Source organism: Nocardia pseudovaccinii (genome assembly GCF_050942345.1).
In the GTDB taxonomy this organism is placed as follows: domain Bacteria; phylum Actinomycetota; class Actinomycetes; order Mycobacteriales; family Mycobacteriaceae; genus Nocardia; species Nocardia pseudovaccinii.
In genome coordinates, this window is record NZ_CP192074.1 from 1,538,681 (window position 1) to 1,563,012 (window position 24,332).

The following is a 24,332-nucleotide window of genomic DNA, read 5'->3' on the forward strand; positions in this document are numbered from 1 at the left end:
GCTGCCACGCTGAATTTCCATGAGCTCCTCGAGATCCTCTCTTGTTCGCCGGACCGCCGAGTCCCGCGGCGCGCCGGAACGTTCGGCGCGGAGCGACCGATCGACGCCGCGCACATCCGCGGACTTTTTCGACGAGGCCGGATTTCTATCGCTGACCCCCGAGCGCGCCCGCGTGCTGCTCCTGGTCGCGGCCCGGCCGACGACCTACGCGCTCGTCGCCGTCGTCGTCCTCATGCTGGCCGCCCTACTGTCCTCGGGCAGTAACCTGACCGGCACCTCGGGTGCGATCGCCGCGGGTTGGCTTGCGGCACACCAGGTTCCGCTGATGATCGGCAAAACCTCGCTCGAACTCCTACCGCTGCTGCCGACCGGGCTGCTGGTCTGGGCGACCGGTCGTGATTGTGCCCGCGCGGTCGAGCCGGACAGTTCACGCGCCGATCTCGGCTGGATCGTCGGTGCGGCGCTGTCCGGGCCGCTGCTGGTCACTGCCGTCTGTCTGGCGGTCGCCGAGGACGCCTCCGGTGTCGTGGCATTGCAGCCGCCGAATACGCTGGCTGCCTTCGGCTGGGTCGGCGCAGTGCATCTGGTCGCCGCGGTCGGTGGCATCGCGAGCCGGAGTCGGCGTCGGCTGTTCACCATGCTGCGATTGCCGGACTGGGCGATCGCGGGCGCATTCGGCGCGGGTCGGACAGTCGTACGCCTGCTGACCTGCGCCACCGCGGTCGTCATCGTGTCCTTCCTCGCGCACTGGTCGCGCATCGGTGACACCTTTCACACCGCGGGCAATGCGGCGGGTGTGCTCGGGCTGATCCTGCTCTCGCTGGCGTATCTGCCGAATGTGGTGATCGCGACGGTCGGCGTCCTCGTCGGCTCCGGCGCGCAATTCGGAGATGCGTCGATCGGCGTGTTTTCCGTTGTCGGCGGCCCGATTCCGGCCGTTCCGCTCATGGCGGCAGTGCCGACCGGACCCGCCCAAGGCTGGTGGCCGGTGCTGCTGTTGATTCCGGCCGCGGTAGGAATGCTCGGCGGGCTCGATATCGGAAGGACCTCCCACGACCGCGCGGCCGCGCCGTGGGCGACGCTGACCTCAGCCGGGGTGGCGACCGTGACGTTGGTACTGCTCGGCGTGGTGGCGGGCGGCGACCTCGGAACGTTCGGGCAGTTCGGGCTCGACCTGCCGATTTTCGCGGTGGTGGCCTTCGGCTGGTTGGCCGTAACCGGATATGTGGGTCTGGTGTTCGCGCGTTGGGTTGTCGTTCCCATCGGCGCGCCGGTGACCGGGTACGACGACGAGGACGCGGATTACGACGACTACTACGAAGACGACGACTACGAAGACCGCGACCACTACGACGACCATTACGAGGACGAGCAGTACGACGACTACGACGACGAATACGAGGACTACGCCGGTCCCGACTTCGACGTGGAACTCGACGGCGAACTGGTCGACGAGCAGCCCGCCATCGCCACCTCGGGCGCCGCGGGCAGCAATACCTTCCCCGACATCGTCGATGCCGAAGTGGTCGAGGCGGACCTGCCGGAAAGTGACCGGGTGGACGGTCGTTAGGCTTTACCTGGCGGTGTAACACCGCCTCCACCCTTTCGACCGACATGCAGGAGTAGACCGCTGAGCTTGCCCACCCCGCCGGCTCCGCCGGCTGCCGACCCCCAGCCGTCCTCGAATGCCCCGTGGGTCCCATCCGCGACCCCGGCAACCGTCGTCGTGCTGGCCTCTGGCACCGGTTCCCTGCTGCGCGCCCTCATCGAGGCCGCCGCCGCTCCGGAGTATCCCGCGACTGTCGTCGCCGTCGGCGTGGACCGCGTCTGCCAGGCCACCGAACACGCGGCCGCCGCGGGGATTCCGGCCTTCCGGATGGCCGTGAAAGATTTCCCGGATCGCGCCGCCTGGGATGTCGCGCTGACCGATGCGGTCGCCGCCTATGAACCCGATCTGGTGGTCTCGGCCGGATTCATGAAGATCCTCGGCCCGGTCTTCCTGGCTCGCTACGGCGGCCGGATCATCAATACCCACCCCGCGCTGCTGCCCGCATTCCCGGGCGCGCACGGGGTCCGCGACGCACTCGCCTACGGGGTGAAGGTCACCGGTTCGACCGTGCACCTGGTCGATTCCGGCATCGATACCGGACCGATCCTGGCCCAGGAGGCGGTGCCGGTGCTAGACGATGACGACGAGGCCACGCTGCACGAGCGCATCAAGGTTGTCGAGCGACGGTTGCTGGCGGAGATTGTCGCCGCCGTCGCCACCAGAGGCATTGTCTCCGACGGACGAAAGGCAGTAATTCCAGATGAGCGGGTACTTCGGTGAGTGAGCGTAAGGGGATTCACAGGGCGCTGATCAGCGTCTACGACAAGACGGGGCTGATCGAACTCGCGACCGGACTGAACGCCGCCGGTATCGAACTGGTTTCGACCGGTTCGACGGCGGGCAAGATCGCCGACGCGGGCATCCCGGTGACCAAGGTCGAGGATCTGACCGGATTCCCGGAGACCCTGGACGGCCGGGTCAAGACCCTGCACCCGCGGGTGCACGCAGGCATCCTCGCCGATACCCGCAAGGCCGAACACGTCGACCAGTTGGTCGAGCTCGGCGTCGAGGCCTTCCAGCTCGTGGTGGTGAATCTGTACCCGTTCACCCAGACCGTGGCCAGCGGTGCGAGCAATGACGAATGCGTCGAGCAGATCGATATCGGCGGTCCGTCCATGGTGCGCGCGGCCGCCAAGAACCATCCGTCGGTCGCGGTGGTCGTCGACAGCGGCGACTACGACGACGTACTGGCGGCGGTGCGGGCGGGCGGCTTCACTCTGCCCGAGCGGACCGCGTTGGCGGCCAAGGCATTCCAGCACACCGCAAGCTATGACGTCGCGGTCGCGAGCTGGATGACCAGCGTGCTCGCCCCGGCTGTCGAGTCGAATGAGGCTGCCGCACAGCAGTTCCCGAGCTGGATCGGCGGCTCCTGGGAGCGCGCCTCGGTGCTGCGCTACGGCGAGAACCCGCATCAGGCCGCCGCGCTGTACACCCAGAACGACGGCAGCCGGGGCCTGGCGCAGGCGAAGCAGTTGCACGGCAAGGAAATGTCGTACAACAACTACACCGATGCCGACGCCGCCTGGCGCGCCGCCTACGACCATTCGGCACCGGCGGTCGCGATCATCAAGCACGCCAACCCCTGTGGCATCGCGATCGGCGCGGATCTCGCCGAGGCGCACCGCAAGGCGCACGCATGCGATCCGGTGAGCGCCTACGGCGGTGTGATCGCGGCCAACGGTGAGATCAGCGTGGAGATGGCCGAGCAGGTCGCCGATATCTTCACCGAGGTAATCGTCGCACCGTCGTATGCCGATGGCGCCGTCGAGGTGTTGCAGCGCAAGAAGAATGTGCGCATCCTGGTCGCCGAGCCGCCGCGGCGCGCCGGTGCGGAGCTGCGCCCGATCAGCGGCGGCGCACTGCTGCAGAGCCGCGATATCCTCGACGCCCCTGGCGACAACCCGGAGAACTGGACCCTGGTGGCGGGTGAGGCGGCCGATTCGGAAACCCTTGCCGATCTCGAGTTCGCTTGGCGCGCCTGCCGTGCCGTGAAGTCCAATGCCATCCTGCTCGCCCACGACGGCGCCTCGGTCGGCGTCGGCATGGGCCAGGTCAACCGGGTCGACGCGGTGGGTCTCGCGGTGCAGCGTGCCGGTGACCGCGCCAAGGGTTCGGTCGCCGCATCGGATGCGTTCTTCCCGTTCTCCGACGGCCCGCAGCAGCTCATCCAGGCCGGTATCCGGGCCATTGTGCAGCCCGGCGGCTCGGTCCGCGACCAGGACACCATCGATCTGGCCCGTGAGGCGGGAGTCACCCTCTACCTGACGGGATCTCGCCACTTCGCGCACTGAGTTATCCCTGAAGAGGGCAGGAGCCACCGGTTCCCGCCCTCTTTGCGTGTCATGAGTCGACTGCCGGGCAGAGCAGGACGGTTTTCGTAGAGTGACCGGTATGGCGACTCGTGCGGTGGTATCCGGTGTGGTGGCTATGGCGGCCGTGGCGCTTGTCGCCCAGCCCCAGGCGCGTGCCGAACAGGCCGCACCGCTGACGGTTCCGTCGGTGAAGAGCTGGACTCCCGGTGGTACCGGGTTCACACTCGGCGTACATGCGCGAGTGCTGTATGCCGGAGACGGGCTGCGCGACGCCGCAGTGGATCTTGCGGACGGCCTACGCGCTGTTACCGGCAATGATGTTGTGGCACAGTCCGGTTCGTCCGGCGGTCCGGGTGACGTCGTGCTGCGGAACGGTCCGGTCGTCGGCGCGCCGAACGCTCCGGAGTCGTACCGGATAGCGGTCGGCGACACGCTCGATCTCCAGGGCTCGGACACGGCCGGAACCTTCTACGCCACCAGGTCCGCACTGCAGATGCTGCGCAGGAACACCACTATTCCCGGCGGCACCGTGACGGATTGGCCCGACTACCGCGAACGCTCACTCATGCTCGATGTCGGCCGCGAATTCATGCCGGTCGATATGCTGCGCGATCAGATCCGGCGCATGGCCCAGCTCAAACTCAACCTGCTGCACCTGCACTTCTCGGACACCTTCGGCTTTCGGCTCGAGAGCGTAAGTCATCCGGAAATCACTGCGCCGGAACACTATTCGAAGCAAGACATGCACGATCTGATCGAATACGCGGCGCGCTATCAGGTCGAGATCGTGCCGGAGGTGGATTTCCCTGGCCATATGAACGGAATCCTCGCGGCGCACCCTGAGTTGAAGCTGCGTAGCGCGGCCGGAGTCGTCTCGGACTCCGCCATCGATATCTCGAACCCGCGAAGCTACGACTTGATGCGCGACATCCTGGAGGAATTCCTGCCCCAATTCCCCGGCCGCTATTGGCATCTCGGCGCAGACGAGTTTCTATTGCAGGGCACCCGCGTCGTTTCCATGGACGAATACCCGCAACTTGGCGAATACGCCCGCGCCACCTACGGCCCGCAGGCCCAACCGGTCGACGCCTACCTCGGCCTGATCAACTGGGGCGCCGAAATCGTGCGCGCCCACGGCAAACGTCCACGCATCTGGAACGACGGACTGCACACCGGCGAGGGAACCATCACTCCCGACCGCGATATCGTCATCGACTTCTGGAGCCGCGCGGGCATCCCGCAACTGCCCCTGCCGTTCTTCGGAAATGCGCGCACCGCATCGGATCTCATCGCCACCGGACATCAGGTGAAAAATGCGGCCTTCACGCCCACGTACTATGTGACCGGCCGACCGGCCACCATCGGCAATATTCCCGCCCCACTGGCCTACGAGCTATGGGACCCAACACTTTTCGTGGACGGCACCCGACTGGCTCCGGACCAGAACGCGAGCAATCTCGGCTCCGGTCTACACGTATGGTGTGACGATCCGACCGCACAAACTCCGGCCCGGATAGCCGCATCGATCACGATGCCGTTGCGCGTCATGGCGCAAAAGACCTGGGGCCCAGCCAAACCCGTAACCTACCTGGAATTCGCCGCCCTCGCGGACGCGGTCGCCGAACCCGTCTAGACCGCGCTGAGGACCTGTCGGCCGCCGAGTGGAGCCTTCAGCGGCACCTCGAGGGTGCCGAAAACCGCGATCATGGTGCACATTCGGCCGACGGCATCGGCGCGCGTACCGGAGCGCAGTTCCACGGTGACCGTCGAATCGGTCTCGGTCACCCCGGCATCCACGCCGTAGCACTCCGGTGATCCGGTTTCGAAGTTGACCGCGATCCGATCATCGGCCACCCGTGACCAGGACGTGAACGGAATCGGATGCGCGCCAACGATCGTCGGATCGGCGACGAACATCCGGCCCGCGTCTGCGGGTGTACCCTCGGTCGGCGTGCTCTTCGCCGCACTCGTTGTCTTCCCTTGTGTCCCACCGTTATCGGAGCCACCGCATGCGGTGACGGCGAGGCCGACGAACAAAGCGACGGCGACTGCGGCGGGCCGAACTCGCGACATCCGATACATACCGACCACCCTAATCCACGCGTCGAAGCACCGAGCCGAACCGCACCAGCAAACCAGGCGAACGATTGTGTCGATTTGTGCGACAAGATGATAGAGCGGTGAAGCCCACACAGTGAACATTCGGCTAAGCCTGCGCGTAATACCTCCGCGCCGCTCGCCCGCACAGTACATTCGGGGGCCGATGCGCGCCGAGCGCACGCATCGAGTCGGAATGCTTGGCACAGTAAACCTTCGAAAGGAAGAACGTGGGCGACACGCTGCGCGTAGGTGAAGAACTCGGGCTCGGCCAGACTCTGGTCGGCGGTGCGTACACCCTGACCCTGCAGCCCGATGGCAATCTGGTGCTGTCGGAACCGGATGGAAATGTCGTGTGGTCCACCCTGACTCACGATCAAGGTGTCGAGCGGGCCGTCCTGCAGGAGGACGGCAACTTCGTGCTCTACAAGGGTGAGGGCGCGGCCTGGGCCACCGAAACCAATGGCCGGGAAGCGGACCGGCTGACCGTGCAGGCCGATCGCAATGTGGTGCTGTACGGCACGGACGGCAGCGCGCTGTGGGCCTCGGACACCCAGACCGACAACCCGCTGCCCGCCCCGGAACCGGAGCCCGAGCCGGTTGCCGAGCAGGCCGCCGCGCCCGCCGCCGAAGAGGTTCCGCCACCGCCGCCGGCCGCGCAGACCTACACGGTCGAGCCGGGCGACACCCTGTGGGCGATCGCCGAGCGCTTCTACGGCGACGGCAACCGCTACCAGGAGATCGCGGACGCCAGCGGCATCGACAACCCGGATGCCATCAACCCCGGCCAGGTGCTCACCATCCCGTGACGTGCTGACGACGAAGGGCCCCGAGGCTGCTTCAGCTTCGGGGCCCTTCCGGGTCGGTGTCTACCGGCTGGTGAACGGCAGAAGTGCCATCTCGCGGGCGTTCTTCACCGCGACGGCGACTTGGCGCTGCTGCTGCGGGGTGAGCCCGGTGACCCGGCGGCTGCGGATCTTGCCGCGGTCGGAGATGAAGGTGCGCAGCAGGTTGACGTCCTTGTAATCGACCGTCTCGACGCCCGCCGCGATCAGCGGGTTCTTCTTCGGGCGACGGGCCTGCTCGGCGCGAACCTTCTTCGAGGGTGCTCGCTTGACTGCCATGTGACGGGTTTCCTTCTCGAGATCAGTGGTTGTCTACCAGCTCGATTTGTGCACACCGGGGAGTTCACCCCGATGGGCCATCTCGCGTACACGTACGCGGGAGAGTCCGAACTTCCGGAGATGACCGCGCGGTCGTCCGTCCGCGGCGTCCCGATTGCGCAATCGTACCGGACTGGCATCGCGGGGCAGCCGCTGTAGCGCCGACTGTGCCGCTGCGCGGGCTTCCTCGGAGGTGGTCGGCTTGCGGATCAGTTCCTTGAGCTCCGCGCGCCGCGCCGCATGGCGGGCGACGATCTCCTTGCGCTGTTCATTGCGGGCGATCTTCGACTTCTTGGCCATCAGCGCTCCTCGCGGAAGTCGACGTGCCTGCGCACCACCGGATCGTATTTGCGCAACACCATGCGGTCCGGATCGTTGCGCCGGTTCTTCCGCGTGACGTACGTATATCCGGTTCCCGCAGTGGATTTCAGCTTGATGATCGGCCGGATCTCGGTCGATTTCGAGGCCATGGCGCTCCTGTCAGATCTTGTCGCCGCGGGCTCGGATCCGGGCCACCACGGCCTCGATCCCGTCCCGGTCGATGGTCTTGATGCCCTTGGCGGAGACGTTCAGCGTGATGCGCCGGTCCTCGCTGGGCAGGTAATAGGTCTTGCGCTGGACATTGGGATTCCAGCGCCGGCTCGTCCGCTTGTGCGAGTGCGATACGGACTTGCCGAATCCCGGCTTGCGCCCGGTGACCTGGCAGTGGGCCGACATGCGGACTCCTTCCAGTATTTGACAATCATTTTCGACAACGGCTGTTCGACAATGTACCGTTGCCTGACAGCAAATGAAAATCGTTATCGAAAGGAAGGTTGCGTGGAACCCGCCCTACCCCCACCCGGGAGGCAGTCCGACCGGAGAACCCCCGTCGTGGTGCTCGCCGGATGCTCCGGAGCGGCCGCGGCGGGTGTGGCACGACTGGCCGCCGCACTGCGCGAGACGCCGGGCACCGTCACCATCCGCCACGACCTGAGCGGACTCGGCGAGGGCATCGTGCATCGCGCGGTGCGCATCGGCGAGCAGGAGACCTCGACCGTGCTCGAATTGGCGCACGGCTGCGTCTCCTGCACCCTGCGCATCGATCTGCTGCCGCTGCTGTGCGCGCTCACGGCCCGTGGCTCGGTGGATCGCATTGTGCTGGAGCTGGATTCGGCCTTCGAGGCGGATGCGGTATGCCGGGCGATCGAGAATATCGTCGTCACCGGTGTGGTCGGACGTGTCGACGGCCCGGCCGGGCGCGATGTGCGAGTCGAGGCCGTGCTCACCTGTGTGGACGCGCGAACCTGGTTGGCCGATGCCACCGGCGAGGACACCCTCGCCGAGCGTGGGCCGACGACCGCCGCCGACGACCGGACCGTGGCCCAGGTGGCGGTCGGTCAGGTCGACTTCGCGGATGCCGTTGTGGCACACGGTAGTACCGGCGATCCCCTCGATCGGGCGCGGCTCGCCGCGGTGCTGTCCCGGCTCGCGCCCGAAGCACCGGTGGCCTGGATCGACGATATCGATCTGCTCGACTCGGCCGATGTCGAGGCACTGCTCGCACGCATTCCGGTCCAATCGCGGCGCGGCCGCGTCTTCGATGCCCATGCGCCGCTGTTGCGCGGCCAGCCGCCGCTCGGCGCCGAATACGGTGTCGTCCTGGTCGAATTCGCCGCGAGCCGCCCGTTCCATCCGGCTCGCCTGCACGAGGCCCTCGACGTGCTCTTCGACGGCGTCGTGACCGCACGGGGACGGATGTGGCTGGCCACCCAGCCGAACGAGGTGGTGTGGCTGGAATCTGCGGGCGGCGGATTGCGCGTCGGCGGCGCGGGACCGTGGCTGGCCGCCATGAGTCCGAGCGAGCTGGCACAGGCCGACCCCACGCGCCGGGCCATGGCCGCGCTGCGCTGGGACGAGCAGTTCGGCGACCGCGATATTTCGCTGGTTGTCCTGGCCTGTGACGCGGACCCGGCCGAGATCCGGCAGGCCCTGCACTGGGCGCTGGTCGAGGACGACGAACTGCGCCTGGTGGAACGCGCACCCGAGCGGGTCGCGCAGTGGGAGGACCCCTTCGGCGAATGGCATGCCGACCCCTGCGAATCCACCGGCCTGCCGATCGATGGTCAGACGAAAAGCCCTGGAGGAGAAGCGAAATGAAGACTGGCATACATCCGGACTACCACCCTGTGGTGTTCGAGGATTCGAGTACCGGAAAGCGGTTCCTCACCCGGTCCACCGCCACCAGCGCACGCACCGTCGAGTGGGAAGACGGCAATGTCTATCCGCTGCTGGTCGTGGACGTCACCTCCGATTCGCACCCGTTCTGGACCGGCGCGCACCGCGTGCTGGATACCCAGGGCCGGGTGGAGAAGTTCGAGCGCAAATACGGCAGACGGGCCTCGTCCCGGCCCTCACGAGGGGAGGGCTGATATGGCGGTGCCCAAGCGCAGGATGTCGCGGTCGAATACCCGCAGCCGTCGCTCGCAGTGGAAGGCCACCCCGCCGGACCTGGTGCCGGTCAGTGTCGGCGGGGTTGTACACAAGGTGCCGCGCCGTTTGGTGCAGGCGGTCAAACGCGGACTCGTCGATCCAGGGCGAATCTGACGCCCTCGTAACCACAACGGAGCGAGTCTTACGAGCGAGGAGTTCGCGGCCCGTCTCGCGTCCGCGCCGAAGGCGCGGCCATCGAACACAGCCGAGTCGTCGAAGCGCATACGACGCAGTCGTATGTCTCGACGGCGCCGCTGGCGACTGCTTGCAGGTCGCTCGAAAGGCTCGGACGCGAGACACCAGGGGGCCGCGAACACGCCGCGCCGCAGGCGCGGCAAATCGAACTCAGCCCTCTTTTTCGGCGAGCTGCACCAAGGTGGCGGCGAGCTGGAAGAACTTGTTGTTGCCGAGGTCGGCGATGGTCTTGATTTTCAGGGCCTCCAGCAGCTGCTTATCGTGCGCCGGGGTGAGGCCCGCCAGCGCCGACGGCGGGGCGGAGAGGATGTCCTTCAGCGACTTGTTCTCGAATTCCTTGTCGAGCGCCTTGTCGAGCACCACGTTTACGGTCATGCGAACTCCTTCGTACGAACCGGTATGTGCAAGCTGACGATAACTCGTGCGCTGCTGGTACGGGACGGAACGCGCTGGGTCGATGGTCGATCGACCGGAATGGCTCGATGCCGGTCTCGGATCGGAACCGCTCGAGACCGTAGCAATCCAATAGCTACCCAAATAGATCGTGTCACATGGAAGTTTTCCGTGTCTATGATTGCGACATGGTAGCTCATTAATCAATTACGTACTGTGAGTTGGTTTTTCGTATCCGTAAAAGTCCTGGCGCAGTGATGATTTCGTGCTCTCGCGCCGGTACCCTCATCCGAGAGGGCGGGTTCTCGGAACCCCCGGTTCACCGGATCTCCGGGAACCCGCTCATCGCCAAACTTCCGGCCTCTCTGCCGATTTCCCCACTTCCCGGCCACTGGGCCGACCTGGCAAGTCCGGCAATAGAGACTCCAGCCGGGCCAGTTGCTCACCCACGAAGTCGGCCGGACCCTCGATCAGCGAGAGCGGCCACGGCCAATGCGGTCCGTCCAACCGCTTGACCTCTTCCACCAGATCCGCGGTGGTGGCTTCGAGTTCGCTGATCTCCGTGCGCAATTCGCCGATTTGCGTACGCAAATCGGCAGATTCGTCCTCCAGCTCCTTGATCCGCTGCAGCGCCGCCGCCACGCCGTCCACCAGCGTGCGATAGCGGCCCTCCGCATCGGTGCCGAGTTGCGGCCAGCCGGACAGCTCCGGACCGCGCAGCTGGATCTGGATATCGCGCAGCACTGCCTCTTGTTCCGGCGTCACATCCGGTTCCTCCTGTACGAAGTCCCACTGACCGAAATCGATTGTCTCGGCTTCGTTTACATCGCAGAGCACGCCACCGACGACCACCTGCCGCAATGTCTGATGGATATTGCGCCTGGTCTCCACATTGGTGCCCGACCAGGCACCGGTCTGCCACGACCAAGCCGCGACGCCCGCGTCCAGCGCCCGGCTGATCGACCAGAACCCGCCGTAGATACCCACATTCGCGGCGCCGAGCACGGTGGCCGCGCCTTCGAGATAGGCGTTGATCGCCACCTGTTCCTGCGGTGTCGAATCGAAATCCGCGGAAAAGTAGATCGGCCGATCCGACCGCCCGCCACAGCGCAGCACGTGCGCCGAACCCGCACGGGCATCGACTATTCCGGCACCGTAGCCGTCCAGCATCCTGGCCGCGGTGGTCTCCCAGTTCGACACGATGGAGATGCCGTTGGCCCGCAGGTCGTCGGCCTCGGCCGGGGTCAACTGCTTGCCGGGCAGGGTCGGACCACCATCGGAGAGATAGCGCACGACGAAATCGAAACCGGCCGCTCGAATGGCCGCGCCGCCGGGACGGCCCCCTGCGTAGTCCAGCCCCAAACGCATATCTCTCACTGTAGGGGGTGTCGTGGGCCGAAATCGGCGGCATCGCCGAACCCGCCGAAACTGTCGGCGCCCCGTGGTTGACCAGGTCCCTGGAGGTGCCTGTTCACTGGAAACGGAGATGACCGATGCCCGTACGCGACGGGGCACAACGGCGCGGCCGTCTACAACGAGCACGGCGCCTACGGCTGGAACGAACTGCACACCCGCGATATCGAGTCGGCGAAGAAGTTCTACGCCGACGTATTCGGCTTCAGCTACACCGAATTCGACTTCGGCGACGCCGACTACGTGGTGTTCACCCCGCCCGCCAGAACCGAGGGCGTCGGTGGCATAGCCGACCAGTCCAGTAAGCCCGCCGACGGTATGCCCTCGTACTGGCTGGTGTGGTTCCAGCACGACGATGTGGACGCCGGTGTCGCCAAGGCAACGGAATTGGGTGGCCGGGTGCTGCAGGCGATCGCGGATTCACCTGCCGGACGCTCAGCCGTCATCGCCGGTCCGCAGGGCGAGGCGATCGGCATCATCGATCCGAGCAAGACCGTCGGCGAGATGCCGACACCCAAAGCCTGACCCTCGGCCGATCGGCAGCGAGCTCCAGCAGGCTCAGCGCACCGACTGGAGCTCGGACCGGAGCCGGTCCGACCGCAGCTCGGACCGGCGCTTGGCCTCGAGCGCAGCCGCCGTCTCGCGCCGGTCCGGTGCGATGAGTACCGCGCTGATCGGGACCGTCAGCGCGAGCGATCCGATGACGAACATCGGGAAGACGAATTCGAACAGCGTGAGTCCGTCCGGTGCCTTCGCGGTGATATCGATGTTCGGGTCGATGGCCGCGACCCCGGCGTAGTACATGCCCGCCACACCGGCGGCGAACAGCAGCACCGTGGCCGCCCGCGCGAGCAGACCGTGCAGCGCCTGGAACGACCACAGCGTGCCCACACCGGTGAGCACCGCGACCGCCATCGCGACCGCCGCGAGCCACGGGGATATATCGATCGAGCCCCGGATGCGAATGGACCCGATCCCCAGATACAGGGTGAGACCGATGCCGAATCCCATGACCAGCCCGCCCGGGATGAGCCGGACCAGTTGCAGCCGACGGCCGATGATGATCAGCGCGACGAATACCGCGACGAACGCGGTCACCATCGCCGCGATCATCTTGCCGCCGTCGAAGCGCGCCGCGGTACCCGAAATATCGAGGCCGAGCAGCGCGACCGAGGTCGACAACCAGACCCCGACGCCGCCGACCGCCACCGCGGCCGAGGTCACCCACACCAACCGGAACCGCGACGATCGCGCCGCGTGTAGTACACAGGCCAGCCCGACCACGGCGCCGAGCACCGAAACACCGAAGGAGAGTGCGGCGACCCAGTACCCCATGGAGAACTGGTCCACCACTGCGCCGTTGTCCGCCGCGGCGAACAACCGGACGTCATGCATGTCGAGCGGTTCCTTCCAATTCGAGCGCCTTCAGTTGGGCGATCGCGTATTCGGTGACGGCCGCCAGCGCCTGGCGGACCTCCATGGCATTGCGCGCATCGATATCCACGATGGGTACCCCCTCACGCACCGAAAGCGCCTCGCGCAGTTCGGCGATCGGGAAGCGGGGCGCGTCCGGAAAGCGGTTGACCGCGATCAGGAACGGCAGCTTGCGCGCCTCGAAGAAGTCCACGGCGGCGAAGCTGTCTTCCAGCCGTCGGGTGTCGATGAGCACCACCGCGCCGATGGCGCCGCGGATCAGGTCGTCCCACATGAACCAGAAGCGGCGCTGGCCCGGCGTGCCGAATAGATAGAGCACCAGGTTGCCGGGCAGGATGATGCGGCCGAAATCCATTGCGACCGTGGTGGTTTCCTTATCCGGGGTATCGGCGAGATCGTCGATACCGTCGGAAAAGCGGGTCACCATTGCCTCGGTGCGTAGGGGAACGATCTCCGATACCGCGCCGACGAAGGTCGTCTTGCCTGCCCCGAAGCCGCCCGCGACCACGATCTTGGTCGAGGCGACGCGGGTGTCGGCATCGGCGGGTCCGGTATTGCCGGATCCGGAGTTGCCGGGCTGCCCGTAATTTCCGCCTTGCCTATAGGGCACGGAGTCCACGCAAAGTCCTCTCCATAAGGGAACGGCGCTCGTCGAAGCTCGCCTCGTCGGTCAGTGTCGAATGCACGCGCAGCGCGCCGTCGACGACGAGGTCACCGACCATGACCCGGACCATGCCGAGCGGTCGATCCAGGTGGGCGGCGATCTCGGCGACCGACAGCCGGTGCGTGCCCAGCCGCAGGATCTCGGTGCGCAGATCGCCCGCCGGCCAATCGAGATGCGCAGTGTACGACAGGGTTTCGATAACCGCTTCGAGCGGTAGGTCGACCGCGGGTTCGGTACGCCCGGAGGTCAGGGCATACGGTCTGACGCGGGTGGTCGGCCGGTTCGGTCCGTGGCCGAATGGACTCGACATCGTTGGATCAGACTGCTGTCCGGGCGGTGGCCGTGACCACCGTGCCCACGCGGTCGACGAGCAGGGCCATTTCGTAGCCGATCCGACCGATGTCGTGCGACTTGTTGGCGAGCACGGCCAGGTGCGACCCGTTGCCGACGCTCATCACCAACAGGTAGCCGCGCTGCATCTCCACGATCGACTGCATCACCTTGCCGCCGTCGAACAGCGATGCCGCTCCGGTGGCGAGGCTGGCCAGACCCGCGGTGACCGCTGAAAGCTGTTCAGCGCGGTCCGCGGGTAGATTCGGGCTGGTCGCCTGCAGCAGACCGTCCGCCGTCACCAGCACCGCGTGCGACACTCCGGGCACATCCTTGGTGAAGCGGGCAACCAGCCAGTTGAGGTTCTCGTCCGTGGTGCTGTTCGGGTTGGTCATACAAGCCCTCCGTCGTTGTACTGCGCTTCGGCCCGCCCGCTGCGGACCCCACTGAGATGCCTGGTCAAGTTGTTCCGGATCTCCTCCGGATCGCGTACGCCCGGTTCCTCGACCGGCGCGAGGCCGCCGGGCACCAATTGCGCTCCGGGCCTGCGGATCGGCAGTCCGCCGACGGTGCGCGCGTCGGCGGTCGGATGGCTGGCCTGCTCGGCGGCCGTCCAGCCCGCGTCGGCGGGGGAGGTCCATGCCGAGGGCGAGGGTTGTGCCGTCGCGGGCTCGACCAACCACTCCGAGACCATCCGCTGATAGATCGGGGTGGGCGTTTCGCCCTGCACGGGCTGTAGTCGAGTCGAGGTGTTGGTCGCGGCGTCGGCCGAGACCGGCTGTAGTCGAGTCGAGGTCGGCTCGGGTTCCGTTGCGGCGGCGGGCTTTCTGGTCGGCAGCGTCGGCCGCAGGACGGCGGTCTGATACGGCTCGGCGGGCTCACGGGAGACGATCGGGTTCGATCCGGTGTCCACCGGCTCGTCGGGCTGTTCGGCCCACATATCGGTGACCGCGCCGAGGGGCACCTGTGGTTCCACGTCGATGACCGAATTCGGTCCGGTGGCAGGCTCATCCGTCGGGGTCGGCGGCCCGAACGGCGCGATGCGGGACCGGTCGTCGTCGCCGCGGCGGCTGCCCGGATTCTCGGCGAATACATCGACCGAGGTTTCGGTGTGATCATCGCCGGGTATCGGTACTTCAGGCGCGTCGGCGACGCGCATGGTCGGACGACGTTGCGGGAGACCGGAACTGGTGACCGCGAAGCGCGATGGTTCACGCTGTGGCAGGCTCGGCACCGGCACCAGCGTGCGCGGCGGCTGTTGTTGCGAGGGGGCGGGCAACGCGGCCATGACCTGGGCTTCGATGGCCCGCTGGTTCGGATCGGTCGCATCGAGCGGCGGCGCGACCAGTGCGCCGGGCAGGTGCACACTCGCGGTGATGCCGGGCTGCTGCGCCATGGTCGAGGTGCGGCGCAGGCTCACCGTGATGGTGTGCCGCTTGGCGAGTCGGCCGACGACGAAAAGGCCCATGCGGCGGGCGGTTTCGACGGTGACCTCACCACCGGAGGCCAGCCGGTCGTTGGTGAGCTGCAGATCCTCGAGTGACATGCCGAGGCCGCGGTCGGTGATCTCGATCAGATAGCCGCCGTCGACCGCGCGCGCCACCATCACCGCAACCGGTGTGGTCGGCGGGGAGTAGCGCAGCGCGTTATCGATCAGTTCGGCCAGCAGATGTTCGATATCGACAGCGGGCTCACCGGCGACGATGCCGTCGGGCACCGCGCCGATCTCGACCCGCTGGTAATCCTCCACCTGGGAGACCGCACTCCAGAGCATGTCCGATAGCGGCACCGGATGTAGTTGACCGCGGCGCAGCGCGGTACCGGCGAGCACCAGCAGGTTGTCGCCGTTGCGGCGCATGCGGGTGGCGAGGTGGTCGAGGCGGAACAGGCTCTGTAGCCGTTCGGCATTGTCCTCATCGTGTTCCAGATCCTCGATCAGTGACAGCTGCTGTTCGACGAGGGATTGGCTACGGCGGGAAAGGGTTTCGAACATATTCCCGATCTGCAGCCGCAGTCGGGCCTGATCGGCGGCGAGATTGAGCGCCTGCTCGTGGATTTCGTCGACGGCGCGGGCCAGCTGGCCGACCTCGTCGGTGGTGTGCACGCCGACCGGGGTGATCTCCGGGGTGGCGCCACCGCTGCGCACCACCGCGAGTTCGTCGGGCAGCTTGACGTGCGCGACCTCGAGCGCGTCGCGGCGTAGCCTGCGCACCGGGACGACCAGGGTGCGCGCGACGGCGAGGGCCAGCGCAAGACCGGCCAGCAGCATGCCGATGACGATCGTGGTCTCGCGCAGCGCACCGGTCTGCGCCTCGGTGGTCCGATGCGCCAGCGCCTTATCGATGGTGTCGGCGAGGGAATTGGTCGTCTTCTCGTAGGTGTCCGAGCTGGCCTGTAGTGAATCCAGTACGGCCGGATTCGATGTCGGATCCCCGACGTTCTGACTGAACGCGCCGAGGCGGACGCCGACCGCGTCCAGTAGCGGCCGCATATTCGGCGCATTGTCCAGCAGGATGATGCCGTAGGTGTTGATCATGGTCATCTCGGCGCCCGCCGAGATGAGCACCTTCGCGCGCACGCTCGGATTGCGGCCGGCATCGGGGGAGCCGATCATCATGCGCTGCTGGGTGAGTACCCGCCGGGCGTTCTGGATCGCGCCGATCTGCAGGAAGTAGCGCTGGATGTTGAGGTCCTCGACCGAGGGCGACAGCGCGAACGCGTTGCCGATCCGAACCGCGATCTCGTCGGCCTGCTCACCGACCATCATCGGCGATCCGTTGCGCAGGCTATTGCGCATGGTGGTGCCGGTGGCGACGGCCGAGGCCAATTCGGAGGTGACCCGGGTGCTCACCTTGGTGGTGTGCATTCCGGCCTCGAGATCGGCGAGCGCCTGATCGAATTTCGTCAATGCCGCGTCGGTCGCCGGATCCGCGGTGTTACCCCAGGAGGCGGTCGCCGCGACCGCGAGTTGTTCGGTGGCCGTGCCGAACTTGACGATCGGGCGAATGATGATGACCTGTTCGGTCGCCGCGTCCAACTGCGACATCGTACGCAGTTCGTTGTTGATGCGGAGCACGGCGAAGACGGTGGCCAGCAGCACGGGCAGGACCAGCACGATGCCAACCTTGCGAGTGACCGACCAGTTGGACAGACTGAATTGCCAGGACCGCGGTGCAGCTTCCATCCGCTTCCGTTGCCTCCGCTTCACGAGCTTGCACGTGTGCCCCCGGATGGCGCGTGGCTGTTCGGTTTTGATTCAACCCGCTGAGAACCAACTAGAGGTCTTCTTTTTACCGCAGGGAACATACCGCGCAGAGTGACTAACGGCAATCTGGGGCAGTCGCTCTGTAATTCACTCGAATATGGCTACTCAGAACGGCTTTCGTCGCCCAAAACGGTTGCCGGATTCCGTCGAGATCTGTACGTGATCACAAACCTGCTGGTCGCTCGTCCAGCCCCTAGTGGGCGGCATCGATGCTGGCGCGGCGTGTCGGGCGGCGCCCTCTCAGTCGACTCTCAGTCGATGCGGTCAAACTGGGGGCATGCGCATTCTGGTAGTCGACGACGATCGTGCCGTCCGGGAATCGCTGCGCCGGTCGCTGACCTTCAACGGCTACTCCGTCGATCTCGCAGTCGACGGAGTCGACGCACTGGAGAAAGCAACCGTGCAGCGACCGGACGCACTCGTGCTCGATGTGATGATGCCCCGGATGGATGGGCTCGAAGTTTGCCGACGCTTGCGCAGCACCGGAGACGATCTGCCGATTCTGGTTTTGACGGCGCGTGATTCGGTTTCCGAACGGGTAGCCGGACTCGATGCCGGCGCCGATGACTATTTGCCGAAACCATTCGCACTGGAGGAATTGCTGGCCCGATTGCGCGCGTTGTTGCGCCGCCGGGCCACCGATCCCGGCGAGGTTTCCGAGACTATGACGTTTGCCGATCTGTCGCTGGATCCGGTGACCCGCGAGGTGACGCGAGGCGACCGCTCGATCAGCCTGACCCGCACCGAGTTCTCACTGCTGGAAATGCTGATGGCCAATCCGCGCCGGGTGCTGACCCGCAGCCGCATTCTCGAGGAGGTCTGGGGCTACGACTTCCCGACCTCCGGTAATGCGCTCGAGGTCTATATCGGCTACCTGCGCCGCAAGACCGAGGCCGAGGGCGAGAACCGGCTCATCCACACGGTGCGCGGTGTCGGCTACGTGCTGCGCGAAACACCCCCGTAGGCGAGTCGACACCCCATGGCCAGAACCAATCCCAAGCGGCAAGTGGTCGCCGCGCTCGGCGCATACCCGTCGGAACCGCCGGATATGCGCCCGCCCATGCCCCTGACCAGGTCGGTCTCCCTGCGCTGGCGGGTCACCCTGCTCGCCGCCTCGGTGGTCGCCATCGCCGTTGCCGTCACTTCCATCGCCGCCTATGCCATGGTGGCCCGCGCACTGAACGCCGATGTGGACGCGCAGCTCCAGGCACGCGCGAACACCATGATCAACAATAATTTCGACAGTTTGGGTTTCCAGTCGATCGTGCTGGCCGGCCTGTACTCCAATGATGTCGGAGTGGCGTTGATATACGCGAAAGACAAGGCGTATATGCCGCCGCAGCAAACGATTCCGCCGGTCGGCGCCCAGGAACTCGCGGTCGCGAACGGTGAGCTGCCCTCGTCACTGCGCACCGTGAGTAATCAGCGGGTGCTCGCCATGCCGACGCATTCCGGCGCGACGCTGGTCATCTCGCAGCGGCTGCAACCTACTCGCGAGGTATTGGACCGGCTGGCTTGGTTGCTGTTCGTCGTCGGCGGTTGTGGAGTTGTGCTGGCGGCGGCAGCGGGTACCGCGGTCGGTCGCACTGGGCTGCGCCCGATCGGACGGCTCACCGCGGCGACCGAACGGGTCGCGCGCACCGATGATCTGACACCGATTCCGGTAACGGGTGACGATGAACTCGCAAGGCTCACAGAGAGCTTCAACACAATGTTGCGCGCACTCGCCGAATCGCGCGATAGGCAACGCCGATTGGTCGCCGACGCCGGACATGAATTGCGCACGCCGCTGACTTCGCTGCGCACCAATATGGAATTGCTGATCGCCTCGAGTCGCCCTGGCGCACCGCAGATTCCGGAACAGGACATGGCCGAGCTGCGCGCGGATGTGATGGCTCAGATCGAGGAATTGTCGACCCTGGTCGGCGATCTCGTCGATCTCGCCCGGGAGGACGCGCCCGAAACCGTTTACGAGCGAGTGGATCTCGGCGAGGTGGCCGAGCGCGCACTCGAGCGGGCCCGGCGCCGTCGCGGTTCCATCGAGTTCGCCGCGCAACTGCAGCCCTGGTTCGTATACGGCCATGAGGCGGGCTTGGAGCGGGCGATTCTGAATGTCCTCGACAATGCCGCGAAGTGGAGTCCGGCGGGCGTGCAGGTGAAGGTCACCATGCGGGAAACCGGTCGCGGCTTGCTCGAGCTCGATGTCGACGATGCCGGACCGGGCATTCCGGCCGCCGAGCGCGAGCTGGTGTTCGATCGTTTCTATCGGACCACGGCGTCGCGTTCCATGCCGGGCTCGGGGCTCGGCCTGGCGATCGTCAAACAGGTGGTGACCAAGCACGGCGGCACGATCACCATCGAGACCTCCGAGCGCGGCGGCGCCCTGATCCGGATCGTGCTGCCGGGTGCGGCGAGCATGCTCGACGGTGTGGTCGACTCCGTAACCGATTGACGCCGTTCGAGACTAAGGTGATGGCGGGCCTTACCCGGTCCGCCCGCAATACTCGGAAAACTGAAAGCAGCGTCTCAGTCCGCTCTCAGTCGTCGTCGCCAAGCTGGTCGAAGACGTAAGGAGAAAAATGACCGAGGATTCCAAGGAAGGCTTGACGCCGCAGCCGGATAACGCCGACGCCGCGCCCGGTCCGCATCCGACCCAGGAGATCCCGGTCGCACCACCGGGCCAGACCTACGCGCAATCCGGATACGGGCCTCAGGCACCGACACCGCGTCCGACGATCTGGCAGCAACGCATGCCGCCCAACCCGACACAGCAATTCCCCGGTCCCGAAGGGGGGCCGGAATACGCGCAGCAATTCCCGGGTCCCGAGGCGGGCCCGGAATACGCCCAGCCGTCCTACGCCCCGCCCGTTCCACCCGGCGGGCCGTATCCCGGCGCCGCATTCGCCGCCGAGCCGCAGCCCGAACCCGCACGCCGCCCGGTCCGTACCGGTCTCGTCGTCGGCGCGGTCGCGCTCGCACTCGTCAGCGGTGGTGTCGGTGGCGCGGTCGGCTCGCTGGTCACCCGCTCCGATAACGGCCACGCCACGGTGACCAATGCCCTGGATGTGCCCAAACCCAACGTCAGTAATGTCGCGAACGCGCCGGCCGGCTCCACCCAGGCGGTGGCGCAGAAGGTGCTGCCGAGCGTGGTGATGATCAAGGTCGCCAGCAATCGCGCCCAGGGCGAGGGCTCCGGTGTGGTGCTGTCCTCCGACGGTCTGATCCTCACCAATAACCATGTCGCCTCCGGCGGCGGCGCCAACGCCAAGATGGAGGTCGCCTTCGCCGACGGCACCACCGCACCGGCCACGCTGGTCGGTGCCGATCCGGTATCCGATCTGGCCGTGATCAAGGTGCAGGGCAAGAGCGGACTGACCCCGATCGATCTGGGCAGCTCGTCGGATCTAGCGGTCGGCCAGCCGGTCATCGCCATCGGCTCGCCGCTCGGGCTTGCGGGCACGGTGACCACGGGCATCGTCTCGGCACTCAACCGCCCGGTCTCCACCAACGGTGAGGGCACCCCGAGCCAGGTGCAGCCGGTCATCGATGCGATCCAGACCGATGCCGCGATCAACCCGGGCAACTCCGGTGGCGCGTTGGTCGACGCCAACGGCAAGCTCATCGGCATCAATACCGCCATCGCCAGCCTCGGCGGCAGCGAGGCGACCGGTCAGCAGAGCGGTTCCATCGGCCTCGGCTTCGCCATCCCGGTCGATCAGGCCCGCCGGGTCGCCGACGAACTCATCAAGACCGGTCACGCCACCTACGCCCAGATCGGCATCAAACTGCGCCCGCAGGACACCGCCGCACGGGTGCTCGAGGCGACCCCGGACGGCCCGGCCGCCAAGGCGGGAATTCCGGCCGGCGCCATCATCACCAAGGTGGACAGCCGGACCATCGACTCGGGCGACGCACTCATCGCCGCCGTCCGTTCCCATCAGCCAGGAGACAAGGTGAAGGTCACCTACACCGATGAACAAGGCAACAACCCCAAGACAGTCGACGTGACGCTCTCCGGTGCGGCCGCGGACGGTGGCCGGTGATGCGGGTCCTGCCCGGCGGATTGTCGGCACGACCGGGAGCCGACGCCCACCTCGTCGATCTGGACGCTACGGTTACCAATATGGAAATCGATGCTCCTGTCGCGGGGCGTGCTCTGGTGGTGGTCGTCGACGATCGAACGGCGCATGGAGGTGTGGATTCGCTCGGGCCGCTGGTCACCGAGCTGCTCACCGAGGCGGGTTTCCTGGTGGACGCTTCGGTATCGGTGCAGGCCGATGAGGTCGAGATCCGCAATGCGCTCAACACCGCGGTGATCGGCGGTGTCGACCTGGTCATCTCCGTCGGCGGCACCGGCATGTCACCGCGCGATGTCACGCCCGAGGCCACCTCGCAGGTGCTCGACCGGGAACTCACGGGGATCAGCGAGGCGCTGCGTTCCTCCGGTCGCGTGGCCGGTTCGCTCGACGCCGGCCTCTCGCGCGGTCTGGCCGGAATCTCCGGCAGCACATTGGTGGTAAATCTGCCGGGCAGCCGGTCCGCGGTGCGCGACGGCATGGCAACCCTCGGTCCGCTCGCCAGCCGAGTGATCGGCGAGCTGTCCGGATTGGCGGAATAAATTACCGCCGCGGACTCCTCCGACGACCCTCGTCCGGCGACACGCCGGGCGAGGGACGCGGCGCGTCTGGCAAAAATTTTCGGTGAGGTCCTCCCGGAGACGACCGGTGACGAGCGCGGCGACGAGACCGAATCGTTATCCGACGACTGGCTCCGGTCGCAGGTGCCACCCCATCACGGCTCCTGACTCATCTACGGTCCAGTCACGTACCAAGGTCCGCGGTCGCGCCTTCATCCATTGCGAATTCCTCACGCTGAATTTTGCTCGACCTTCAAGTACGGGGCTGTCTCGTAGTTACCAACGGCATCGTTGCGACTGCAGTCGCCCTTTGGGGTCGTTCGGGTGGCGCTTGTTTCCTGTTTATGCACGTCAAGCAATATGAGCATTTGAGATGGTGTGATCTAGATCACATTGATCTTAATGAAAACTTACGTTGCCAGACCGTTACTGGTCGGTTTAATCTCGCCACGAGCCACCCACGCTGCTGGACCTCGCGGGCCCGGGTGCGGCACGTACGTTTGTCGACTCGGCGGAACCCGGCTCGGTTCCGATGCCAGCGCTGACCGTTGCGCCGAAATAACAGCCGGTTACATACCGGCAACAAACGGGGCACAAACTGAGCTGGGCCTGAGAGGACCAACGTCCAGCCTCGATGGTCGAGGTTGACTGTTAGAACCTGATGAGGGGAAGTATGAGCGAGAACCGCACCAACGGTCTGCGCCGCGGTGCCCGGATCGCGGGCGTCGGCGCTGCCGCGGCCGTGGCCATGGGCCTGCTTTCGACCGGTGCTGCCAATGCCGATACCTTCGTGCCGTTGCCGGACGGCCAGAAGGGCGGCCCCGATGTGACGCTCACCCGTACTGGTGAGCACGCCCTGATTTCGCCTTCGTTGGCGGCCAACGGTGCCGGCCGTGTGGTCTGGGTTTCGGGCAATGCTGTCGCCGATGTGAACGTGACGCCGGAAGGCACGGTCGGGCCGAACAACGGCGCCTCGGGCGCCCCGGGTACCAATAACTCCTCGACCCACGGCGCATCGCAGCTGAGCACCGGCTACATCGTCGGCTGCCAGGTGAGCATCGCCAGCGACGCCATTTCGGCCGGTATTTCCGGCGGCATCAACCTCTCGGGCGGTTCGCTCGGCGGTTCGATCGGCCTCAACCTCGGCCCCGGCGAGGTCAAGTTCGTGCAGATCGACTACAAGGACATTCTGAAGCCGGGTCGCTACTCGGTCGAGTACCAGGATGCCGAGATCGAGATCCAGGGCTGCGCGGGCTATGCCCAGGCGCGTGCCTACACCGTCGTCGAGATCATCGGTGACCACTACTCGAAGACCACCCTCTACGGGCAGCCGTTCAGCATCGGCTGACATCGGTCAATCCACGAATATTCTTCTCGCTCAAGCGATTCAACCCTCGAGGGATTAATAGCATGATCAACCGTAAGAACGTGGCACGGGTGGCCGGTGTCGGCGCCGCTGCCACTGTCGCTCTTGGCCTGTTCTCCACCGGCGCCGCGAACGCCGATACCTTTGTGCCGCTGCCGGGTGGCTCGATCACCAAGACGCTCTCCGACGGCACCGTGGTCACCATCAGCCTGACCGGCGAATCCGCCAACATCAACCCGTCCATGGGCTCGACCCCGCTGCACCGCAACGCGTGGGTGTCCGGTAGCGCCCAGGTCTCGGTGTCCGGTGATGGCGGCGGCTCGATCTTCCCGGGCTACACCGTCGGCTGCCAGGTGAACATCTCCGGTGGCGGTGCCACCGGTGGTGTCGAGGGCACCGCGGACTGGAGCGGTGACACCGTCACCGGTGGTGTCGGCGCGACCAGCGGCGGCAACCTCACCCTTGGTCCCGGCCAGTCGCAGTCGTTCTACGTGCTCGACCTCGAGCAGGCCGACGACTTCGGCAACGAGGCGCACAAGAAGCGCAACAAGTTCAAGAACGGCAGCGGCTCGGTCACCTGGGCCGACGAGACCATCGGCCTGTCCGGCTGCGCCGGTTACGCCCAGGCTCGTGCCTTCGTCAGCGTCGAGGTGGAGACCGACAACGTCATCACCTGGACCACGCTGTGGGGTCAGCCGTTCAGCCTCGGCTGATCGGTAGGGGCAACGCCCCTTGAAAATCCGAGCGGGCTCGTCGCATTCGCGGCGGGCCCGTTTTCGTTGTGAAACCCCGTGGCGCCCAGCCAAATTCGCAGATCGTAGCGGATCGAGCGGTAACATGTGCGAAATCTCACAGGAATTCGGCGCAAACCACTAATATTGGGCGCACCCAAGATCGTCCACCGACGAGATTGTCGGCAAACCGCTTGATGGCCAATGTCTTTCCAGCGAGCGGCGTCCGCATGAAAGGGTTTTCGTCCTCGG

Annotated in this window: 28 protein-coding genes; 16 read left to right on the top strand and 12 right to left on the bottom strand. The window is 66.2% G+C overall.

Annotated features, from left to right (window positions below; genetic code table 11):
* Positions 1-19 precede the first annotated feature (19 nt).
* From ACQPZ2_RS06820 to ACQPZ2_RS06835, 4 genes are all read left to right on the top strand, one after another.
* On the top strand, positions 20-1,570 hold the full coding sequence (locus ACQPZ2_RS06820; RefSeq protein ID WP_433524778.1) for a cell division protein PerM: 1,551 nt from the start codon (positions 20-22) through the stop codon (positions 1,568-1,570).
* Between the two features lie 66 nt (positions 1,571-1,636).
* The gene (gene purN / locus ACQPZ2_RS06825) at positions 1,637-2,329 is read left to right on the top strand and encodes a phosphoribosylglycinamide formyltransferase (protein WP_433524779.1); all 693 of its coding nucleotides are present in this window, start codon (positions 1,637-1,639) and stop codon (positions 2,327-2,329) included.
* Positions 2,326-3,900 (top strand): bifunctional phosphoribosylaminoimidazolecarboxamide formyltransferase/IMP cyclohydrolase, encoded by a 1,575-nt coding sequence (gene purH, locus ACQPZ2_RS06830; protein WP_433524780.1) that lies wholly within the window; start codon positions 2,326-2,328, stop codon positions 3,898-3,900. The genes purN and purH overlap by 4 nt, the downstream gene beginning before the upstream one ends.
* Before the next feature lie 100 nt (positions 3,901-4,000).
* Positions 4,001-5,554: a family 20 glycosylhydrolase gene (locus tag ACQPZ2_RS06835; protein WP_433524781.1), complete on the top strand. Its 1,554-nt coding sequence runs from the start codon at positions 4,001-4,003 to the stop codon at positions 5,552-5,554.
* Here ACQPZ2_RS06835 and ACQPZ2_RS06840 read toward each other — a convergent pair.
* The gene (locus tag ACQPZ2_RS06840; protein WP_433524782.1) at positions 5,551-6,003 is read right to left on the bottom strand and encodes a hypothetical protein; all 453 of its coding nucleotides are present in this window, start codon (positions 6,001-6,003) and stop codon (positions 5,551-5,553) included. The two genes, ACQPZ2_RS06835 and ACQPZ2_RS06840, sit on opposite strands and share 4 nt — an antisense overlap.
* Before the next feature lie 245 nt (positions 6,004-6,248).
* Between ACQPZ2_RS06840 and ACQPZ2_RS06845 the strand changes: the two genes are divergently transcribed.
* Positions 6,249-6,827 (top strand): LysM peptidoglycan-binding domain-containing protein, encoded by a 579-nt coding sequence (locus ACQPZ2_RS06845; RefSeq protein ID WP_433524783.1) that lies wholly within the window; start codon positions 6,249-6,251, stop codon positions 6,825-6,827.
* 60 nt (positions 6,828-6,887) lie between these two features.
* Here ACQPZ2_RS06845 and rpsR read toward each other — a convergent pair whose 3' ends face one another.
* From rpsR to rpmB, 4 genes are read right to left on the bottom strand one after another with little or no spacing between them, the layout of a single operon-like run.
* The gene (gene rpsR / locus ACQPZ2_RS06850) at positions 6,888-7,142 is read right to left on the bottom strand and encodes a 30S ribosomal protein S18 (protein WP_040695439.1); all 255 of its coding nucleotides are present in this window, start codon (positions 7,140-7,142) and stop codon (positions 6,888-6,890) included.
* 33 nt (positions 7,143-7,175) lie between these two features.
* A complete protein-coding gene (rpsN, locus tag ACQPZ2_RS06855; protein WP_063036845.1) occupies positions 7,176-7,481 on the bottom strand; it encodes a 30S ribosomal protein S14 in 306 nt (101 codons plus the stop codon).
* Positions 7,481-7,651, bottom strand: coding sequence for a 50S ribosomal protein L33 (gene rpmG / locus ACQPZ2_RS06860; protein ID WP_040695436.1), 171 nt, complete (start codon positions 7,649-7,651; stop codon positions 7,481-7,483). The genes rpsN and rpmG overlap by 1 nt, the downstream gene beginning before the upstream one ends.
* Before the next feature lie 10 nt (positions 7,652-7,661).
* A complete protein-coding gene (gene rpmB / locus ACQPZ2_RS06865; protein ID WP_063036843.1) occupies positions 7,662-7,898 on the bottom strand; it encodes a 50S ribosomal protein L28 in 237 nt (78 codons plus the stop codon).
* A gap of 102 nt (positions 7,899-8,000) precedes the next feature.
* Here rpmB and mrf point away from each other — a divergent pair, with 102 nt between their 5' ends.
* The 3 genes from mrf to rpmF are packed head-to-tail and all read left to right on the top strand — an operon-like array spanning position 8,001 to position 9,767.
* A complete protein-coding gene (gene mrf, locus ACQPZ2_RS06870) occupies positions 8,001-9,320 on the top strand; it encodes a ribosome hibernation factor-recruiting GTPase MRF (protein ID WP_433524784.1) in 1,320 nt (439 codons plus the stop codon).
* Positions 9,317-9,592 (top strand): type B 50S ribosomal protein L31, encoded by a 276-nt coding sequence (locus tag ACQPZ2_RS06875; RefSeq protein ID WP_433524785.1) that lies wholly within the window; start codon positions 9,317-9,319, stop codon positions 9,590-9,592. The genes mrf and ACQPZ2_RS06875 overlap by 4 nt, the downstream gene beginning before the upstream one ends.
* A 1-nt stretch (position 9,593) precedes the next feature.
* Entirely contained in the window at positions 9,594-9,767 is a 174-nt protein-coding gene (gene rpmF / locus ACQPZ2_RS06880) for a 50S ribosomal protein L32 (RefSeq protein ID WP_433524786.1), read from the top strand.
* 231 nt (positions 9,768-9,998) lie between these two features.
* On the opposite strand, the gene ACQPZ2_RS06885 is transcribed toward rpmF, so the two are convergent.
* The gene (locus tag ACQPZ2_RS06885) at positions 9,999-10,223 is read right to left on the bottom strand and encodes a hypothetical protein (protein WP_040695430.1); all 225 of its coding nucleotides are present in this window, start codon (positions 10,221-10,223) and stop codon (positions 9,999-10,001) included.
* A gap of 360 nt (positions 10,224-10,583) precedes the next feature.
* Positions 10,584-11,609 (bottom strand): glycoside hydrolase domain-containing protein, encoded by a 1,026-nt coding sequence (locus ACQPZ2_RS06890; protein ID WP_433524787.1) that lies wholly within the window; start codon positions 11,607-11,609, stop codon positions 10,584-10,586.
* Between the two features lie 195 nt (positions 11,610-11,804).
* Between ACQPZ2_RS06890 and ACQPZ2_RS06895 the strand changes: the two genes are divergently transcribed.
* Entirely contained in the window at positions 11,805-12,179 is a 375-nt protein-coding gene (locus ACQPZ2_RS06895) for a VOC family protein (RefSeq protein WP_433527346.1), read from the top strand.
* Positions 12,180-12,212: 33 nt separating this feature from the next.
* On the opposite strand, the gene ACQPZ2_RS06900 is transcribed toward ACQPZ2_RS06895, so the two are convergent.
* The 5 genes from ACQPZ2_RS06900 to ACQPZ2_RS06920 all read right to left on the bottom strand — a co-directional run bounded on the left by ACQPZ2_RS06900 (position 12,213) and on the right by ACQPZ2_RS06920 (position 17,266).
* Positions 12,213-13,049 (bottom strand): MHYT domain-containing protein, encoded by an 837-nt coding sequence (locus ACQPZ2_RS06900; protein ID WP_433524788.1) that lies wholly within the window; start codon positions 13,047-13,049, stop codon positions 12,213-12,215.
* Entirely contained in the window at positions 13,042-13,599 is a 558-nt protein-coding gene (locus ACQPZ2_RS06905; protein ID WP_040695543.1) for a GTP-binding protein, read from the bottom strand. Before ACQPZ2_RS06905 ends, ACQPZ2_RS06900 begins: the two co-directional genes overlap by 8 nt.
* Positions 13,600-13,687: 88 nt before the next feature.
* Positions 13,688-14,062 (bottom strand): DUF742 domain-containing protein, encoded by a 375-nt coding sequence (locus tag ACQPZ2_RS06910; RefSeq protein ID WP_040695427.1) that lies wholly within the window; start codon positions 14,060-14,062, stop codon positions 13,688-13,690.
* Positions 14,063-14,069: 7 nt separating this feature from the next.
* Positions 14,070-14,477 (bottom strand): roadblock/LC7 domain-containing protein, encoded by a 408-nt coding sequence (locus ACQPZ2_RS06915; RefSeq protein ID WP_040695425.1) that lies wholly within the window; start codon positions 14,475-14,477, stop codon positions 14,070-14,072.
* Positions 14,474-17,266 carry an ATP-binding protein gene (locus ACQPZ2_RS06920; protein WP_433524789.1) on the bottom strand — a complete coding sequence of 931 codons (2,793 nt, stop codon included), beginning with the start codon at positions 17,264-17,266 and terminating at the stop codon, positions 14,474-14,476. The genes ACQPZ2_RS06915 and ACQPZ2_RS06920 overlap by 4 nt, the downstream gene beginning before the upstream one ends.
* 358 nt (positions 17,267-17,624) lie before the next feature.
* Here ACQPZ2_RS06920 and ACQPZ2_RS06925 point away from each other — a divergent pair, with 358 nt between their 5' ends.
* From ACQPZ2_RS06925 to ACQPZ2_RS06955, 7 genes are all read left to right on the top strand, one after another.
* Positions 17,625-18,311: a response regulator transcription factor gene (locus ACQPZ2_RS06925; RefSeq protein ID WP_433524790.1), complete on the top strand. Its 687-nt coding sequence runs from the start codon at positions 17,625-17,627 to the stop codon at positions 18,309-18,311.
* A 15-nt stretch (positions 18,312-18,326) separates the two neighbouring features.
* A complete protein-coding gene (locus ACQPZ2_RS06930) occupies positions 18,327-19,799 on the top strand; it encodes an ATP-binding protein (protein WP_433524791.1) in 1,473 nt (490 codons plus the stop codon).
* Positions 19,800-19,926: 127 nt separating this feature from the next.
* Complete coding sequence (locus tag ACQPZ2_RS06935; protein WP_433524792.1) at positions 19,927-21,390, top strand: trypsin-like peptidase domain-containing protein; 1,464 nt, start codon at positions 19,927-19,929, stop codon at positions 21,388-21,390.
* 80 nt (positions 21,391-21,470) lie between these two features.
* Positions 21,471-21,965, top strand: coding sequence for a MogA/MoaB family molybdenum cofactor biosynthesis protein (locus ACQPZ2_RS06940; protein ID WP_157123982.1), 495 nt, complete (start codon positions 21,471-21,473; stop codon positions 21,963-21,965).
* A complete protein-coding gene (locus tag ACQPZ2_RS06945; protein ID WP_083898204.1) occupies positions 21,966-22,151 on the top strand; it encodes a hypothetical protein in 186 nt (61 codons plus the stop codon).
* Between the two features lie 505 nt (positions 22,152-22,656).
* Positions 22,657-23,331, top strand: coding sequence for an MspA family porin (locus tag ACQPZ2_RS06950; protein WP_433524793.1), 675 nt, complete (start codon positions 22,657-22,659; stop codon positions 23,329-23,331).
* 62 nt (positions 23,332-23,393) lie between these two features.
* The gene (locus tag ACQPZ2_RS06955) at positions 23,394-24,062 is read left to right on the top strand and encodes an MspA family porin (RefSeq protein WP_063036811.1); all 669 of its coding nucleotides are present in this window, start codon (positions 23,394-23,396) and stop codon (positions 24,060-24,062) included.
* The last annotated feature ends 270 nt before the right edge of the window (positions 24,063-24,332 follow it).

Excerpts from the sequence above, each read along its gene's own strand:
- ACQPZ2_RS06820 (WP_433524778.1), top strand. The coding sequence starts at position 20 with ATGAGCTCCTCGAGATCCTCTCTTGTTCGCCGGACCGCCGAGTCCCGC.
- ACQPZ2_RS06835 (WP_433524781.1), top strand. The coding sequence starts at position 4,001 with ATGGCGACTCGTGCGGTGGTATCCGGTGTGGTGGCTATGGCGGCCGTG.
- ACQPZ2_RS06840 (WP_433524782.1), bottom strand. The coding sequence starts at position 6,003 with ATGTATCGGATGTCGCGAGTTCGGCCCGCCGCAGTCGCCGTCGCTTTG.
- rpsR (WP_040695439.1), bottom strand. The coding sequence starts at position 7,142 with ATGGCAGTCAAGCGAGCACCCTCGAAGAAGGTTCGCGCCGAGCAGGCC.
- rpsN (WP_063036845.1), bottom strand. The coding sequence starts at position 7,481 with ATGGCCAAGAAGTCGAAGATCGCCCGCAATGAACAGCGCAAGGAGATC.
- rpmG (WP_040695436.1), bottom strand. The coding sequence starts at position 7,651 with ATGGCCTCGAAATCGACCGAGATCCGGCCGATCATCAAGCTGAAATCC.
- rpmB (WP_063036843.1), bottom strand. The coding sequence starts at position 7,898 with ATGTCGGCCCACTGCCAGGTCACCGGGCGCAAGCCGGGATTCGGCAAG.
- ACQPZ2_RS06875 (WP_433524785.1), top strand. The coding sequence starts at position 9,317 with ATGAAGACTGGCATACATCCGGACTACCACCCTGTGGTGTTCGAGGAT.
- rpmF (WP_433524786.1), top strand. The coding sequence starts at position 9,594 with ATGGCGGTGCCCAAGCGCAGGATGTCGCGGTCGAATACCCGCAGCCGT.
- ACQPZ2_RS06885 (WP_040695430.1), bottom strand. The coding sequence starts at position 10,223 with ATGACCGTAAACGTGGTGCTCGACAAGGCGCTCGACAAGGAATTCGAG.
- ACQPZ2_RS06890 (WP_433524787.1), bottom strand. The coding sequence starts at position 11,609 with ATGCGTTTGGGGCTGGACTACGCAGGGGGCCGTCCCGGCGGCGCGGCC.
- ACQPZ2_RS06900 (WP_433524788.1), bottom strand. The coding sequence starts at position 13,049 with ATGCATGACGTCCGGTTGTTCGCCGCGGCGGACAACGGCGCAGTGGTG.
- ACQPZ2_RS06910 (WP_040695427.1), bottom strand. The coding sequence starts at position 14,062 with ATGTCGAGTCCATTCGGCCACGGACCGAACCGGCCGACCACCCGCGTC.
- ACQPZ2_RS06915 (WP_040695425.1), bottom strand. The coding sequence starts at position 14,477 with ATGACCAACCCGAACAGCACCACGGACGAGAACCTCAACTGGCTGGTT.
- ACQPZ2_RS06920 (WP_433524789.1), bottom strand. The coding sequence starts at position 17,266 with ATGGAAGCTGCACCGCGGTCCTGGCAATTCAGTCTGTCCAACTGGTCG.
- ACQPZ2_RS06925 (WP_433524790.1), top strand. The coding sequence starts at position 17,625 with ATGCGCATTCTGGTAGTCGACGACGATCGTGCCGTCCGGGAATCGCTG.
- ACQPZ2_RS06930 (WP_433524791.1), top strand. The coding sequence starts at position 18,327 with ATGGCCAGAACCAATCCCAAGCGGCAAGTGGTCGCCGCGCTCGGCGCA.
- ACQPZ2_RS06935 (WP_433524792.1), top strand. The coding sequence starts at position 19,927 with ATGACCGAGGATTCCAAGGAAGGCTTGACGCCGCAGCCGGATAACGCC.
- ACQPZ2_RS06940 (WP_157123982.1), top strand. The coding sequence starts at position 21,471 with ATGGAAATCGATGCTCCTGTCGCGGGGCGTGCTCTGGTGGTGGTCGTC.
- ACQPZ2_RS06950 (WP_433524793.1), top strand. The coding sequence starts at position 22,657 with ATGAGCGAGAACCGCACCAACGGTCTGCGCCGCGGTGCCCGGATCGCG.
- ACQPZ2_RS06955 (WP_063036811.1), top strand. The coding sequence starts at position 23,394 with ATGATCAACCGTAAGAACGTGGCACGGGTGGCCGGTGTCGGCGCCGCT.